At 42.7% G+C, this 15,456-nt stretch carries 17 protein-coding genes and 1 pseudogene; 13 read left to right on the forward strand and 5 right to left on the reverse strand.

All coding sequences use genetic code 11. From position 1 onward, the window contains the following. The 5 genes from ACWNM1_RS24985 to ACWNM1_RS25005 form a co-directional block, all read left to right on the forward strand. A partial coding sequence (locus tag ACWNM1_RS24985) for a hypothetical protein (RefSeq protein ID WP_449603058.1) occupies positions 1-181 on the forward strand: 181 nt, incomplete at its 5' end. Continuing rightward, on the forward strand, positions 108-1,352 hold the full coding sequence (locus ACWNM1_RS24990; RefSeq protein WP_339246106.1) for an extracellular solute-binding protein: 1,245 nt from the start codon (positions 108-110) through the stop codon (positions 1,350-1,352). The genes ACWNM1_RS24985 and ACWNM1_RS24990, both read left to right, overlap by 74 nt. A gap of 79 nt (positions 1,353-1,431) precedes the next feature. Next, positions 1,432-2,310 (forward strand): carbohydrate ABC transporter permease, encoded by an 879-nt coding sequence (locus ACWNM1_RS24995; protein ID WP_042186039.1) that lies wholly within the window; start codon positions 1,432-1,434, stop codon positions 2,308-2,310. Between the two features lie 54 nt (positions 2,311-2,364). Beyond that, complete coding sequence (locus ACWNM1_RS25000) at positions 2,365-3,276, forward strand: carbohydrate ABC transporter permease (protein WP_042186041.1); 912 nt, start codon at positions 2,365-2,367, stop codon at positions 3,274-3,276. Positions 3,277-3,379: 103 nt separating this feature from the next. Then, positions 3,380-4,348 carry a glycoside hydrolase family 43 protein gene (locus tag ACWNM1_RS25005; protein WP_449603059.1) on the forward strand — a complete coding sequence of 323 codons (969 nt, stop codon included), beginning with the start codon at positions 3,380-3,382 and terminating at the stop codon, positions 4,346-4,348. 127 nt (positions 4,349-4,475) lie between these two features. On the opposite strand, the gene ACWNM1_RS25010 is transcribed toward ACWNM1_RS25005, so the two are convergent. Then, complete coding sequence (locus ACWNM1_RS25010) at positions 4,476-5,288, reverse strand: ABC transporter permease subunit (protein ID WP_449603060.1); 813 nt, start codon at positions 5,286-5,288, stop codon at positions 4,476-4,478. Further along, positions 5,285-6,172: an ABC transporter ATP-binding protein gene (locus ACWNM1_RS25015; protein ID WP_449603081.1), complete on the reverse strand. Its 888-nt coding sequence runs from the start codon at positions 6,170-6,172 to the stop codon at positions 5,285-5,287. Before ACWNM1_RS25015 ends, ACWNM1_RS25010 begins: the two co-directional genes overlap by 4 nt. Before the next feature lie 166 nt (positions 6,173-6,338). On the opposite strand from ACWNM1_RS25015, the gene ACWNM1_RS25020 reads away from it, so the two are divergent. Next, complete coding sequence (locus ACWNM1_RS25020) at positions 6,339-6,938, forward strand: TetR/AcrR family transcriptional regulator (protein WP_449603061.1); 600 nt, start codon at positions 6,339-6,341, stop codon at positions 6,936-6,938. Position 6,939: 1 nt separating this feature from the next. Then, a complete protein-coding gene (locus tag ACWNM1_RS25025) occupies positions 6,940-7,317 on the forward strand; it encodes a hypothetical protein (protein WP_449603062.1) in 378 nt (125 codons plus the stop codon). A 388-nt stretch (positions 7,318-7,705) separates the two neighbouring features. Here the strand turns inward: ACWNM1_RS25025 and ACWNM1_RS25030 are convergent, their stop codons facing one another. Continuing rightward, positions 7,706-7,951 (reverse strand): hypothetical protein, encoded by a 246-nt coding sequence (locus ACWNM1_RS25030; RefSeq protein ID WP_449603063.1) that lies wholly within the window; start codon positions 7,949-7,951, stop codon positions 7,706-7,708. A gap of 191 nt (positions 7,952-8,142) precedes the next feature. On the opposite strand from ACWNM1_RS25030, the gene ACWNM1_RS25035 reads away from it, so the two are divergent. From ACWNM1_RS25035 to ACWNM1_RS25045, 3 genes are all read left to right on the forward strand, one after another. Next, positions 8,143-8,736 (forward strand): RNA polymerase sigma factor, encoded by a 594-nt coding sequence (locus ACWNM1_RS25035; protein WP_449603064.1) that lies wholly within the window; start codon positions 8,143-8,145, stop codon positions 8,734-8,736. After that, positions 8,702-9,841, forward strand: a complete 1,140-nt coding sequence (locus ACWNM1_RS25040; protein ID WP_076284283.1) for a DUF4179 domain-containing protein — start codon at positions 8,702-8,704, stop codon at positions 9,839-9,841. The genes ACWNM1_RS25035 and ACWNM1_RS25040 overlap by 35 nt, the downstream gene beginning before the upstream one ends. A gap of 105 nt (positions 9,842-9,946) precedes the next feature. Beyond that, positions 9,947-10,831, forward strand: coding sequence for a DUF5643 domain-containing protein (locus ACWNM1_RS25045; protein ID WP_449603082.1), 885 nt, complete (start codon positions 9,947-9,949; stop codon positions 10,829-10,831). Positions 10,832-10,954: 123 nt separating this feature from the next. On the opposite strand, the gene ACWNM1_RS25050 is transcribed toward ACWNM1_RS25045, so the two are convergent. Next, a complete protein-coding gene (locus ACWNM1_RS25050) occupies positions 10,955-11,152 on the reverse strand; it encodes a hypothetical protein (RefSeq protein WP_449603065.1) in 198 nt (65 codons plus the stop codon). A 385-nt stretch (positions 11,153-11,537) separates the two neighbouring features. Between ACWNM1_RS25050 and ACWNM1_RS25055 the strand changes: the two are divergent. From ACWNM1_RS25055 to ACWNM1_RS25065, 3 genes and pseudogenes are all read left to right on the forward strand, one after another. After that, positions 11,538-11,768: pseudogene (locus ACWNM1_RS25055) on the forward strand (recombinase family protein); the annotation flags it as partial. A gap of 218 nt (positions 11,769-11,986) precedes the next feature. Beyond that, a complete protein-coding gene (locus tag ACWNM1_RS25060) occupies positions 11,987-12,163 on the forward strand; it encodes a hypothetical protein (RefSeq protein ID WP_449603066.1) in 177 nt (58 codons plus the stop codon). A gap of 192 nt (positions 12,164-12,355) precedes the next feature. After that, on the forward strand, positions 12,356-12,568 hold the full coding sequence (locus tag ACWNM1_RS25065) for a hypothetical protein (RefSeq protein WP_449603067.1): 213 nt from the start codon (positions 12,356-12,358) through the stop codon (positions 12,566-12,568). Positions 12,569-13,788: 1,220 nt separating this feature from the next. Here ACWNM1_RS25065 and ACWNM1_RS25070 read toward each other — a convergent pair. Further along, the gene (locus tag ACWNM1_RS25070; RefSeq protein WP_449603068.1) at positions 13,789-15,288 is read right to left on the reverse strand and encodes an amidase; all 1,500 of its coding nucleotides are present in this window, start codon (positions 15,286-15,288) and stop codon (positions 13,789-13,791) included. Between the last annotated feature and the right edge of the window lie 168 nt (positions 15,289-15,456).

Below are 15,456 nucleotides of genomic sequence, written 5' to 3' on the forward strand. Positions count from 1 at the left end.
ATTGACTACGCTTTCAAAGCGACTGTATACTAAGTTTAAGTTAATCGTTTCCAACAAAGTTAATGTGAATGATTATCTTAACATTACAGCTGCAGGGGGAGAGAGTAATGAAAAAGAAATTTGGAGTAGTATTAGCAACGGTTCTAATGTTAACGACAGTGTTAGCAGGATGTGGTGGTAAAGATGATAGTAAGACGATTACGTTCTGGACACCACTGACTGGTGATGATGGTGCTTATATGGATCAAATCGTTAAAGACTACAATGCAACGAATCCAGAGATTAAAGTGAAGCACGTTATTACAGCTGATATGTACACGAAAATTTCTACCGTTTTGGCTTCCAGCAAAGGTGTGCCTGATTTAGCAATTATTCACGCTGACCGTGTTCCTGGGTTTGTTAAGCAAGGTGTCTTAGAACCCATGCAAGATACTGTATTGCCGGCACAACCTGAACTAAAAGCTGAAAATTACTTACCACAAGCTTGGAACACTGGTAACATCGACGGAACGCAATACACAGTACCTCTTGATATCCACAGTAACGTAATGTATTACAATAAAGATTTGCTCAAGAAATATAATGCTGAATCTTTCTTGGATGATAACGTTGTTACGATTGATGAAATGCTTTCCTTACAAGGTAAATTGGATGAAGGTGACTATGTAGTTAATGATGCCTTGCTCGGATGGGTTATCCTGGCTCAAATTCAAAACTTGGGTGGAGATATTCAGGTGGACGGCAAACCGGCTGTTAACTCCCCAGTATTTAAACAAGCCTTTGAAGACGTTAAGAAAATTGCTGATGCTGGTTTGATGACTCCATTTGGTGAAGACGGTTACTTGATGTTCCAATCCCAAAACGTACTCTTCTCCACAGACGGAACTTGGAGTTCTACCGCACATGCTGGAGTTGAAGGCTTGAACTTTGGTGTGACTAACATTTATTCTCCAACCGCTGATAAATTCACGAATAGATCTTCTTCTCACTTGTTCGCTATGCTTAAGAACGATAAGAGAACAGATGAAAAAGAAGTAGGGATTGCTAACTTCTTAGAATATGTGCGTACAAACTCAATGGAATGGGCAAAAGCTGGTCAAAACGTAGCAAGTAACGTAGTTAACCAAAGCCCTGAATACCAAAACTACATGCAATCCTTCTTTACTTCTAATGAAAAAGAAATTGAATCCCTTTACATTTACACATATGAGTACTACCCATACATTGCAGAAGCAGTAGATACTTATTGCGCAGATATCGTTCGTGGTAACGTTGATCTAGATGAGACCTTGGCAACCATGCAGAAGTTTGTAGAAGATAAGATCGCAGAAAGCAGCAGTGCAGCGAAATAAAGCGAAATAGAATAGATTGTACGAAGTAATGTGCCGTACTGTGGCGCATTACTTTGTGCAAAAGGAGAAATGAAATCCTATGAAAAAGAAAATAAACTGGGCACCTGCCTTCTTTGTAGGTCCGCACGTCATTTTGTTTGCTGTCTTCATTTTATTGCCAACGATTTATGGGATTTATGCTTCATTTACAAAGTGGAATTTAATGAGTGACCCGGTATGGGTAGGCTTTGATAACTATAAGGCCATTCTTTTTGATGGCAAATCAACGTTTCATACTCAATTTTTCAGAGGTCTGAAAAATACATTGATCTTTGTGGGTCTCTCTGTTCCATTATTAATAGTTATCCCATTAATGGTTGCTGTTGCACTAGAACATAAAAAAGTTAAAATGAAGAGCTTAATTCAATCTATTCTCTATATTCCGGGCTTGATTTCGATTTCTGCGGCTGCACTAATCTGGCTTTTGATCTTTAATAAGCAATTGGGGATTACTGGTAATCTATTCGGATCACAAATTGCTTGGCCTGCAAATCAGCCGTATGCGTGGATTATCATCATTGTAATCACACTATGGGGTGGTATTGGGGGCAACATGATTATTTATCGTGCTTCCTTAAGTGGCGTTGCGCAAGAATTATATGAATCAGCCGAGCTCGATGGTGCGGGTTCAATTAAAAGATTCACAAGTATCACCTTGCCATCTATTCGTTTTCCATTAATCTATACCTTTGTTATGACAACTGCCGGAGCCTTCAATGTATTCGGCCAACCGTTAATGATGACCGATGGCGGGCCTCGACAAAGTACACACGTACTCATGATGTATATTCGTCAATTAGCTTTCGGAAACGGTGAATCCATTGCAGGGATGGCATCGGCGATGGCAGTGTTATTGGGATTAGTAATCTTGGTGATCTCAGCACTGCAATATTATGTAATGAACCGAAATGCTACATAAGGTTCTCGGGAACTATTTGATTAACAAGGAAATGGAAAAGGTAGGTGTACTAAAATGTCAAATCAGGCGGTAAATGGCCTAGATAATCGTCCAGTTGTAAATAGAACAGGCAAAGTAAAAGGATCATCCAATGTTAGCATTTCAAAATATGTATCATATGCTTTTTTGCTTATCCTTTGTGTGATTTGGATTATTCCAGTAATCTTCGGGATTTCCACGTCTTTTAGATCACAAACGGAAGTGGTTTCTTCAGGCTTTAGATTATTTCCTGAAACATGGGTCTTTGAGAACTATGTTACGATTCTGAACAATACTTCTACAGCCCCAATTCTACGTTGGCTAGGTAATTCATTGTTTATCGCTACAACCCACACAATTCTGGTGGTTATTGTGATTTCGATTACAGGCTTTGGTTATACCCGTATTAACTTTAAAGGAAGAGACACACTGTTCTTTACTTTGCTAGGGATCTCCTTTTTCCCGGGTGTAGTTAACTTAATTCCTTCTTATAAAATTATCGATTCCTTGGGCTGGGTGAACACTTCTTGGGCAATGATCATTCCCGGTCTTGCGGGTATGGGGAATATCTTCTTGGTCAGACAGTTTATGAACGGTATCCCAAAAGAATTAGATGAGTCTGCAAAAGTTGATGGTGCAAGTGACTTTAGAATTTTCGCACAAATTATATTGCCGTTAGTTAAGCCGATTCTGATTGTTTGCGGATTGTTCTCCTTTACGGGATCTTGGAATGACTTCCTCTGGCCGGTTATCGTATACACAGATGTAGACAAAATGCCAGTTACAGCTGGGTTGCTCTTGCTACAAGATATCTACGGAAACTATCGTATGATCGGGCAATTAATGGGGTCGGCAATCTTGGCGATCGTTCCAACCCTACTGTTATTTATATTTGCTCAAAAATACTTCGTTCAATCTATTAACTTGAATTCAGGTATTAAAGGGTAGATCAAATGAACATAGCTTAAATACACCTTGCCTTCTTATAAGGAAGGGTGTGTTTTGGTGACCCATAAAATTAAAAATAAAGAGAGATATAGGAGTTGTCATCATGAGAGAATTCAATGCGAAAAATCCGCTTATTGAGCAAAGGGCAGATCCATGGATCTATAAACATACTGATGGTTATTATTATTTCATAGCTTCGGTTCCGGAGTTTGATAGAATCGAGCTTCGTCGTGCTGAATCCATTCAGGGATTAGCTGAGGCTGAGGGTAAGACCATTTGGGTTAAGCATGAAACAGGCTTAATGAGTGCCAATATTTGGGCGCCCGAGATTCATTATATTGATGGAAAATGGTACGTGTATTTTGCAGCTGCACATACCTCCGATACGAAAGATGGATTGTTTGATCATCGTATGTTTGCCATAGAAAACTCATCCGTAAATCCATTAGAAGGTGAGTGGGTGGAAAAGGGTCAAATCAAAACGAAATGGGAATCCTTTGCCCTGGATGCAACCACTTTTGAACACAGAGGGGTTAGATACTACGTATGGGCACAAAAGGATCCCGATATCCCTGGTAATTCTAATATGTATATCTCTGAAATGGAAAATCCTTGGACGTTAAAAGGAGAGCAGGTGTGCATCACCACGCCTGAATATGAATGGGAAAAAATCGGTTTCCTGGTGAATGAGGGTGCGGCAGTTCTTAAGCGAAATGGACGTATTTTCATGACTTTCTCGGCAAGTGCAACAGATCATAACTACTGTATGGGGTTGTTAACCGCTGATGAGGATAGTGATTTAATGGATCCGAAATCATGGGCCAAAACACCAGAACCTGTGTTTACAACTTCTGAAGAAAACGGTCAATATGGACCGGGACATAATAGCTTTACAGTCTCAGAAGATGGCACACAGGATATCCTAGTGTTCCATGCTAGAAGCTATAAGGAAATTGTGGGAGACCCGTTATATGATCCTAATCGGCACGCGCGTGTGCAAGTGATCCAGTGGAATGAGGATGGAACGCCAAACTTTGGTGTCCCTAGACCGGATACAAAATCAAAAGCATAAACGCCTTCGGCTTCAAAATCCTTATATTTTAAAATAATGCTTCTCTAGTGTGAAGAAGCTTATTATATTCTTCTATATGAAAGAGGGACGCTCCAGTAGCCACATGCTATTGGAGCGTCCCTTAATCTTATAATGGAAGATCCCGTCGTCTGAACAGCTCGATCCCTATGGCAAAAGCGAGAATACCGATCAACAGTAACCAACTAGAAACCTGAATAATCTCCACATTTCCTTGAACGATTTTACCCGGCTGATAGAAGGAGAACAAGGTCAGGTAACGTAACCCCTCAAGTTTATCGCTTATTTTGCCGAGCAGATCCAGAGTGAAGAATCCGAAGGTGATAGCGCCGGAAATCCCCAGCGCTTTTTTCTCATCATTACATACCGAGGAAATCAGAAAAGTCAGTCCCGCAACGGCAAAAAACAATAAAAAGGCAACGGTATTCAACTGTACAAAACGTCCGCTGTTAAATTCATATTCACTGCCGAGGAACCATGCTTTACCTAATAGTCCGGCGAGTGTGGTTACACCCATAATCAGGAGTAAAGCTGTTATGAGTACAAGCGCCTGCGTGGTAGCTACTTTTCTCCGCGTAGTTGGTGCTATCAGAAGATAAGCCATTGAGCCACGATCCACAAGTCGAGCCATGAGCTGCGTCGACATTTGTACACATACAATGGATAGAATCAGTACCAGAATAAGTCCATAATATTCTCCTGAGATAAAAGCCTCTGCACTGGTAAATCCGCTGTTTAATCCAAAGGCTTTACCTACACCTTCCGGCATAGCTTTAATGAGGTCATCAATGGCTTGTGTGCTTCCGGCGATCCCAGGATATAGCCAGATCATAAACAGAATATAGAAGGCAGAACCGAAGGCGTAATTCATAATGCCTTTGAGGTTCACCCTCATCATTTCTTTATAAAGTGGAAGATTCATTGCACGGCCCCCTCACGGTCATAATAGTCCATGAAAATGTCCTCTAGATTCTGCGTGAACACATCCATACTGCGGATATTATATTTCCCGGTCTCCTGAATGAATCGATCGTAATTCCCCTGAACGGCAATGCGGACCATATTTCCTTCACGAGCTTCGACTTGCAGGCCGGAGGCGGCGAATTGTTCTGCATCTTCACGACTCGCGAAAACAACTTCAAACAGCTTCCGCTGCATCGATTGTAATTCATGAATATTTTTTACAGTGACAATGCGTCCGTCTTTAATGATTGCAGCTCGGTCACAGGTGCGCTCAATTTCTTGAAAGCTGTGAGAGGACATTAGAAAGGTGGTTCCGGCTGCTTTTTCCTCCAATACGAGATCTATAAATACCTTTTGCATAAGCGGGTCGAGTCCCGAGGTGGGTTCATCCAGAATAATAACTTCAGGATTGTGCATAAAGGCTGCGACAATACCGACTTTTTGCTTCATTCCCTTTGACATTTTGCGGATCGGAGTTGCGGCGTCAAATTGCAGTCTTTCAATAAGGTGGTCGCGTTTAGTAGTGTTCTTCATCCCTTGCATACCAGACATGAACTTAAGGAAGGAAAGGCCCGTCATCCCGTCAAAAAAGTTGATTTCACCGGGTAGATAGCCAATATGCTTTTGGACTGTGCCTTGTGCTTTCCATACATCAAGTCCATGGATGCTCGCATTACCTTGATCCGGCATCATAAATCCCATGATATGTCTTATGGTCGTAGATTTACCCGCGCCATTAGGCCCCAGAAACCCAAATACCTCACCTTTATTAACGGTAAACGTAACATCTTCGATTCCTTTGCCATTCGAAAAACGTTTGGTTAAGCCTTCAACTACAAGCATGCCGCCACCCCCGCTGCAAAATAATGAACTATTACTAATTGGATATTTCATATGTTATATTATTCCTAGTGAATAGTGAAGTCAATGGGATTATGAAATAATTGATAATAAATATTTCATTAAATTTAAATAAGCGCACTATATAATGAAGTTAAGGGTGGATAGCATGAATGGATTTGAGAAAAGAGCGGCTCAAATAAAACTCAAAATTATGAAGACTACGATGGAGATGCTCAAGAGCAGTGAGCCCAAACGCCTCCGAATCGCAGACATTGCGAAAGAGGCAGGCGTCTCACAGGTGACGATTTATAATTATTTTGGCAGCAAGGAAGCACTGCTTGGTGAGGCCTTTAAGGATTTTATAGAGAAGGCCATTCGCGAATTTGAAGATTACATTCATGGAGAGCATTCTCTAAAAGAGATTATTGAATACATTATGACGATGGAGAGAGAAACCTACAGTTCATTGTCTCCTACGACTGTGAAGGAGCTTATGATTGAGGACCAGGAAATGTTTCATTATATTGAAGAACGTTACACAAATGACGTTTTACCATTGATGGTCAAGATGGTGGAGGATGGCAAAGCACGAGGAGAAATTTCAAATAAAGTGTCCACCAACGGGATACTTTCATTTATAGGAATGTATATTCGAAGTTCGGGAGAAATGCTAGATGAAGCCAGCAAACAAGAAGATATAGATGCCTTCCTTGAGGAAGCCATCCATCTCTTCTTCTATGGCATTTGCGGGCGGGAGCAGGAGTAGCGTGAGCTTTGTTGCATTAATAGTTGGAGCACTTACCCAATGCATTTTAGATCAGTATTGGTTTAAAAAAACAATGAAGTTGCAGAAAGCTATGTTTACAACGAAATTAAATAATTATCATATTTTAAAATTCCGAAAAATGATCGTAGATTACGCTAACAGTGATTTATCAAAAGATTTTGTTCAAATGCGAATAAATAAAATAGTAGATCCATTGTATACTAACCAAGATACTAAGGAGTTAGCCATTTTCAATGGAAAAGCTTCGGGCACTATTGAAGAAGGAACAATTGACGATTTGAAAGCATTTACTTCTAATGACTTCTCGGCTGCTATAGCCAGTTACGCAGAAAAATCTAAAACTGATATAGAAACCTAATTTCCATTTTAGAAGATTCTTTTTAAGGTTTATATAGTATTTTATATTTGCTCATGGTTTTATAACTCTTCCATTATTGTTTGCTACATTACTATAACGTCTCTCCTGTATAACGATTTGATCATGAGAAGTTTCAATGTCCTAATGAGGATGTAAATCGTTTTCTAATATGATTTCCAACTGAAGAGGCAAGTGCTTTATCAAATAGAAGCCGCGCTTGGTGCGGCTTTTTTTATTTTTTGGCGACTCAAAGGCACGCATCATCTGGTTAGTGATTCCAATCGAAGGAGGGGGGAGGGACAAATCAACCTTCATAAATGGATCTCTGGTGCTTTGCATTTCCACATCGGAAGGTGTAGACCGGAAAGAACTTTACAATATGGGGAATTCAAAAAAGTGACAACCCACCAATATTTAAATGCGATTGTGTTACTAGTCCTGCACTTGCCATTACAAAGCAACGAGTCCAAAACATCGCTTTATTAATACCATCGAGCATCTTGGTTACAGTTCTAAATGTGTTTAAGTGTGCTGCAGCTTCTCTACTTTCTAACGAGCTTCTATTATTGGCGCCTGAATCATTTAGAATGATGGCAGAAGCTTCGTCCTCAGTGATACCTTTTTTTTCAGCCATCAGTGCCTACGACCTGGAGTCTGGAGAATCCCCAGAGTTTGTCTCTGTAACGGAACCTGGGTGATTTTGTTCGTATATGTAATTAATCTCACTGCGTTTGTAGTCCCTAATCTAACTGCATATTAAAAAATAGTGTCACAAAATAGCATTACGAGATTGTTATATAGGTAAACAAGAAAGGAGGTGAGCTCTTGCAGCCAACCATCCCCGGGGAAGAGGAAGGAAAATGGAATGCTATTGAAGCGGTTGTAGAACAGGTCAGAGCAGGAGACAAAGAGGCATACAGTGCGATCATCATCCAGTTTGAACGGCAAATGTATACCTACTGCTATTATATCCTGAAAAATCATGCGGAGACGGAAGATGCCGTACAGGAGATCTTTATTCGCGCCTATCAAAATCTTCACCAGTACAGCAGGCAAGTATCCTTCTCAGCCTGGCTGTATAAGATGGCATACCATCATCTAATCAATTTGAAGAAGAGACAGAGCCGCTGGCTTAAGCTGATCGATCATTATAAAGAGCAGCAGCCTGTGCTGCAAATCTCCCGTCATGAGTCAGAGGTTTGTGAGCTTTTGACTTTTCTCACAACTGAAGAGCGTCATATTTTACTCCTTAAGGCAGTAGAGCAGTACACCTTTGAGGAAATAGGCGAAATCATGGGCCTCAAGTCCGCAACCATACGGAAAAAATATGAACGATTGCGCCGCAAACTGATGGAATGTAAAAGCCGAAAAGGAGAGATAGCACATGGGACATTCGCCGGAACAAACGGAATTCGCTGAAATGAATGCCATCGAACAAATGATTCGTGAATCGTCTTTACCAAAGAAAAGTATGAGTTATCAAATTATGAATACGATTGGAGCGAGTGAATTGAAAAGAACATCATCCAAACCTAATTTAATGAAAAGAACAGCAGTAGTGGCCGCAGCAGCAGCCATCCTTGGTGCAGGTGTGGTGGGTACGGGATTTGTATCACCGGCAATGGCTTCAACGTTAAAGCAAATTCCTATTGTTGGAATTCTCTTTGAAGGAACCAGCAACGAAGCTTTGGATACTGCCATTAAACAAGGAATCGTAACAGAACCTAACCTGAGTGTAACCCATGAAGGAATCACGCTGAAGGTAGCTAATTTACTTTATGATGGAACCCGGTTGTCCTTCGTTTTGGAACGTGAAGGCGTAGATTTGCCGAATACAGGCTCTCCATACCTTTTTGAAAAAGATGTTGAGGAAAAGGATCAGCTTAAAGGTTATATTAAAATGCCAACGATCCTCGCTAACGGACAAGCCATTGAATATGGCGGAGGCAGCTTTGGCGACTCGCCTAGGCAGAAGAATGCTTATGTAGTTGAAGTGACTAAGGGTCTAAATTTGCCTGACCAATTCGAGCTGACCATTCAGGCGAATGTTACACAGGTGAAAGAAGCTTTTGAATTCAAGATTCCTGTGAACGTGGAGAATAAATCGATTGTTGTGAAACCAGAGGCCTCCAAATCTGACGGACAGTTCAGTTATACCGTTAAGCAACTGGATATTTCGCCGGTGTCCACCCGTTTCGTTCTGGATAGTAAGGGCCAAGTACCACAATCTCCGGGGCAAACCGGTGATTACAGCGCTAGTATGGTCTATTACGAGCTTGTAGACGACCAAGGAAATGTCGTGAATCCGAGCAGATTCGAGTATTTCAACAGCGAACCCAAGACTGAATATCAGATTGATCAACTGTTTTCTCCTTTTGCTGGCACACCTAAAACGATTACAATCAAGCCATTTACTCTTACTGTGAACAACAAGGATTGGAGCGTTGTCGGCCAAGGAAAGAACAGTGTGGGTGAGAAAACATATCTGAAAGATCTGGAATTGACCATTCCTGTTAAGCCTTAATCCATTAGAGAAGGGGAGAGTCCCGCAGGTCATCAATAATGACCTGGGGATAGCTCCCTTTTTCTTTTCATAAAAAATAGGACAGGAGCGAATCCATTGAATTCTATGAAACCTGAATTGAGAAAAAAATTCGCTGGAGCAGCATTGGCAGTAACGTTGGTAATGGCAGTCACAGGCAGCGGGTTCCCTTCAACCGTTAGTGCCGAGACCTCCGGGCAATCTGCCAGTTCCAATCTAGCGATTACCCACGAGGGCGTAACGCTCAGTATATCCAAAGTAATTTTTGACGGGAACCGTCTTGACATGGCATTCCGGCAGGAGGGAGGCACTGTGGGTAAGGGGATCATTATTGATATCGCGCAGATCCCGGTTTTGTCTGTTAATGGGAAAAGGATGTTATATCTTCCCTATGTGACGTCTATGCCGGAAGATGAAAGGGCAGCTTTGCTCTCTTTCAACATCCCCAAAGATGGCAAACCGCAGCTCGCGGATGAATTCAAAATGACGATAGAGGTGTACACCAAGAGCGTCAAGGAGCCATTTACCTTTACCGTCCCGGTGAAAAAGCTGAATAGTCTTGCAACCTTGCAGCCGGGGACAACTCAAAAAAGCGGGGATTTTAGCTATACCGTGGACTATTTCCAGATGACGCCGTTAATGATGGAACTCAAGCTGCACAGCAGCGGGAAAGTTCCTGGAGCAGCCAAATCCAAAGGGCGTTCAAGCAAGATGTTGTATGACATTGCCGATGAGAAAGGAAATCTAATTCAGGCAACCGTCAGCGACATCGACATCAAGCGACCGATCACAGCAAACAGTAAAGAAGACCTGTTCTATGCAGCCTCCTTCAAAGCAGTGCCGAAAACCATCACAATTAGGCCTTTTACGTACACCATAGACGCTAAAGGAGACATCCTGAAAGACTCAGGAAAAAAATGGATCAAGACCTATTACAAGGACTTGGAAATGAAGATTGCAGTTGCTAAATAACAATCTTACAGGTGAGGGGAATTCACGCTGATACCAGCGCGGGTTCCTTTTTTATGCTTGAGGGATTCCAATATAGGTCAATCTCTGGGTGGTCGGCGAACGCTGGGCTGCTCGCTGCAGTGCTCACCCGTGGCCATTCCTGCCTGCAGGAGTGCCTGCAGTTATTTTCGGGCTCCCTGGCTCAGTGCTGGCTCGCGGATCCGCCGCAGATGCTGCTGCTGCAAGTTGCAGCACAACCAGGTGATCGGTTTTTTGATCCGCAGCATCCGGCGCTCTTCCGGAGGCGGATGCACCAGGACCGGCGAACGCCTGGCAGCTCACTACAGTGCCCACCGGTGGCCATACCCGCCGTCTGCAGGAGTGCCTGCCGCAGTTCCCGGACTACCCGGCACGGTGCCGGCTCAGCGATCGGTAGCAGCCGGCGGCTTCCGGATGTGGATACCGCGAACGGGCATACGTCAGGCTACTCGCTGCAGCGCTCACCGGTGGCCATACCTGCCGTCTGCAGGAGTGCCTGCAGGTATTCCCTGGCTACCCCGGCGCTGGCCGGTTCGCGGATCCACCGCAGCTGCTGCTGCCAATACATTCCTGGTGAATGGCAAGATGAAGCGCAATCCAACGACCGGCTTATCGATCGGCAGCCATAAAAGCATGCTTTTGTGGACACTTTAAAAACGTCTGTTATTATGTTCCAAAATGTGGTCGGGAGCTGGGCATTGAGGAACGGTTTATTTTTGTGGACAAGCTAAGCGGCAAGGATTTCGAACGACCACGCTATCAGGCCATGCGGCTGATGATCCGTGAGAGGGATCTTGTGTACATGGATGCGCTAGATCGGCTGGGGGGTGATTATGATGGCATCATTGCCGAATGGAAATATATCACGCGCGAGATCGGAGCGGATATTGTTTGCCTCGATAATGAAACCTTGTTCGATAAGACCGAAGAAGGAGATCAATGCTAAGCTTTTGCATGTGTACAATCAATGGAAGGAAGGGAGTATAACGACTACTGTAGCTATGAAAATGGCAGGTATGGGAAGGACTACTTTCTTTAGGCGTGTAAAGGAATATGAAGACAACGGCACATGATAGATACCGTAACAGGATCCATATCATGAACGTGGAGTCGATCAATCTGAAAGGGCGATTACGGATGATTAAGACTGTAGAACAATTGGAATACCTTATGGAATTTTATAACAAATTACGTGGTTTAGCAGCTAATGAAGATGGTGCTCTCACTGATATCGAAAACGAACTTGGTATTGAGGAAGATGTATATTTACCGCATGTTTTATATCATAAAAAATCGATGAGATGTACGAAATAATTGAATGAGGAAACGGTAAAGGAGTGGAGACAACAGCTTTTAAAGGACGGGATCATTACGGGAAAAGAGAGTCAGGGAAAGTTGAAGTCCAGGATTGTTTGTGGGACGGAAAATAGTACCCTTAAGTCAAACTACAGGATATGAAAGAGGGTCGTAAGAAAGAAGGATAAATTTCAAGAGGAAATGCAAGAGATGAAGAGAGAGTTACAACAGATTAAGGGTGAGGCTGAAAAGAAGGAACAGAACTTTATACGCGAGATTGAAAAGCTGCAGTTAAATGCTGAGATTGATAAAGAGCGTGCCATATTGGAGACGCAGCGGAAAATGATGGATAAAGAGACTGAACTGCGTGATAAGTTGTCTGATCTTCGAGAGCAAATCTCGGAATTAAGAAGTGGAAAATAGTTTGGAGTATAGATGGCATCCGGTTTGTTTTCGGGATTTTTGATTCTGGAGAGTCAGGAACTGATGGAAATGGATTTATTGTACTCTAATCATAAACAGTAGGAGTTGGACATGAAATTAAAGTCCTTAACTTCCGCTGTTTTTTATGGGGGGAAGCCTTGGTTAGATTTCTCGCTCGACTTTAGGAGAAGCGAGAGGTACGTAGCATCGGATTAGACTATATGTAGCCGTTCGCATCAATATATTTAATTGCCTAAAAGAATCTAGTATGATTATTGCGATGGTAGCTTCGCGTTATGGGTTTAATGGTTTAAACACATGGAAGGCGAAGAGAATGCTTGTTTAGGCTGATAAGCTAACAGCGAGCATGTGATTGATATCAGATTATACTAATTGCTATGTGTGAAAGTGATTAATACGATACTGGAAGCTGCTGAGTAAAACAGTTAAACTCGCCGAGATATAGTTATTTACATTATAAAGGTTAACAGCATCGTTAACTATTCCGCCTGGGGGAGTAGTAAATTCTACTCCGGCCTGCTGCTTCATAGTGGCCATTCGTACAGATGCCAAGCGAATTCTTTCTGCCCTTTGGAGGAAATTGGACGAAGACAATCTTTGGTTTCAGTTAGTGCGGTTGCTAGATGCCGTGAAGAGGACAAAAACATAGTCCCATAGAACCTACGCCCAGCGCGTTTTCTATTTGAAGGGATGAAATTTATTTACTAGCCTAGTCGACAAACCGTCTGCTGAACTTAAAGTAGGATGAAAAGAAAGGAACAGAATGAGCAGCTGATGTAAGAGCTGCTTGATTAGACTGAATGTTTTTATTTCACGCAGTTTTTCAAATAGTACAGAAAGAAGCCTGCACTAATAAAGAGTACGGGCTTCTTTCTAGCAATTTTATCTCTATTCATATAATAATATAAGCATTCATCTATTAAAATATACATTGTTATACTATTATCTTTCGAAAATACTATTAGATAATCAAGTTATAGGTACCAGAATCATTAATTTATTAATATATATCTGCTATACATTAGCGCTAATACTATTATCTATTTTGATCCAATCATAGTCATTGTTTGGCCATCTCATTTTGATTTGATTCAAATCTTTATCGATCTTCCTACGATCATTATATTCTCAATAGGATCGAACATAGTTAAGTAATAGAACTATGATCGTCAATTGACTTAGCCACCACTTCATGAATTTCATCCTGGGAAAAGCGGATTCCCTGTCATCCCTACCCACAGCTCGGATTGTTCAAGATGGGCTGCAAGCTGAAGCAGTAAATCTTCCCGGCCTTTAGCAGCCATTACCTGTACCCCCAACGGTAGCCCCTCTTGTGACATATGGACGGGAACGCTCATAGCTGGCTGACCCGTCAAATTGGCGAGCTGGGTGAACGGTGTGTAGGTTAGGCTTGGTTTAAACATAGCGTAAATCATTCGCTCTTGTTCCTCTTTCGGCAACTCATGTACATGCAGCAGTTTTTCGATTTCAGCAGAGCTATGCGTTAACTCGCCAATCTTAGGAGCTGAATCCGCATTTGTTGGTGTGATATACAGATCGTAGCGGTTAAGCAGACCTGCCATTTGTGCGGCTGCAATATCCCATTCATCCAGACTATGCACAAATTCTGCCGCAGAGACTTTTCTTCCGGCTTCCCCAAGGACCCAAGTAACGATATCGACTTCACTGGAAGTAATGGAACGTCCCATCATTTTTTCCAGCGATACGAACATCGCTGCCACTTCGCCAGTATTCATTGTATAGTAATTCTCCATCAGCCTAACACCATTTACTGGACTTAGCTTTTCTTCAACTTCATACCCCTCAGCTTCGAGCCATCTTACAGTTTTGAGCACAGCAATGACTGCTTCATTCGATACAGGAGTGCCTACTGGAGAAGCTGTTGTGAACGCTATGCGTAGTTTTCGTTGTGATGGCTTGAATAGATCGTCCAGATAGACGCCCGGATATAGCGGTGTTTGAAAAGCAGCCTCTGGCTGCACGACCTGTAGTAGATCCAGCATGGCAGCACTATCGCGCACGGACCTTGTCAATGCAAAGTCAATAGAAGCGCCTTGCCATTGACGGCCTACACCTGGTCCTACTGGAGTACGTCCACGAGTGGGCTTCAGTCCGAACAAGCCGGTGAACGAGGCGGGGATACGGATCGAGCCGCCGCCATCACTAGCTCCCGCTGCCGGAACAATACCAGAAGCTACCGCCGCAGCTGCGCCGCCACTCGAACCACCGGGGGAATATTCGGGATTCCACGGATTACGTGCCGGGCCATGAAGGACGTTCTCGGTAATGTTTTTGAGGCCGAATTCTGGCGTATTCGTATGTCCAAGCGGAATAAAACCGCTGTTTCTGATTCGTGCTACATAGTTCGAGTCACGTCTGGCAATATTGTCTTTCATAAGCAAGGCACCCGAAGTAAGAGGTTCTCCAGCGATAGCTTGGGAGATATCCTTGAGCAGAAAAGGAACGCCAGCAAACGGGCGAGTGCTATCATGAACAGGCATATCGTCAGCTTCCTTAAGAGCAGCTTCTCTACGAGTACGTACGACCGCATTAAGAACTGGATTAACTTCATCGAGCCGAGCGAAAGCGGCTTCGACAAGCTCACGAGGGGAGACTTCACGTGCTTTGACAAGTGAAGCAAGCCCTAGAGCATCATATGTAGAATAAGAAAAGGACATGATAGGTTACCTCTTTCGAATAGGCAGGAACTGCCTGTATTTTAAATATACCGATTTAACAGTTATCGTCGGTAAAGGACGACAAAGCCCATTCTTCTTATCTCATTATACATCTCGCTAGTAATGATTTGAAAATGGAGCTGACAGCTATCAATTCTTTTTTATGCC

The organism is Paenibacillus sp. Marseille-Q9583, from assembly GCF_976954365.1.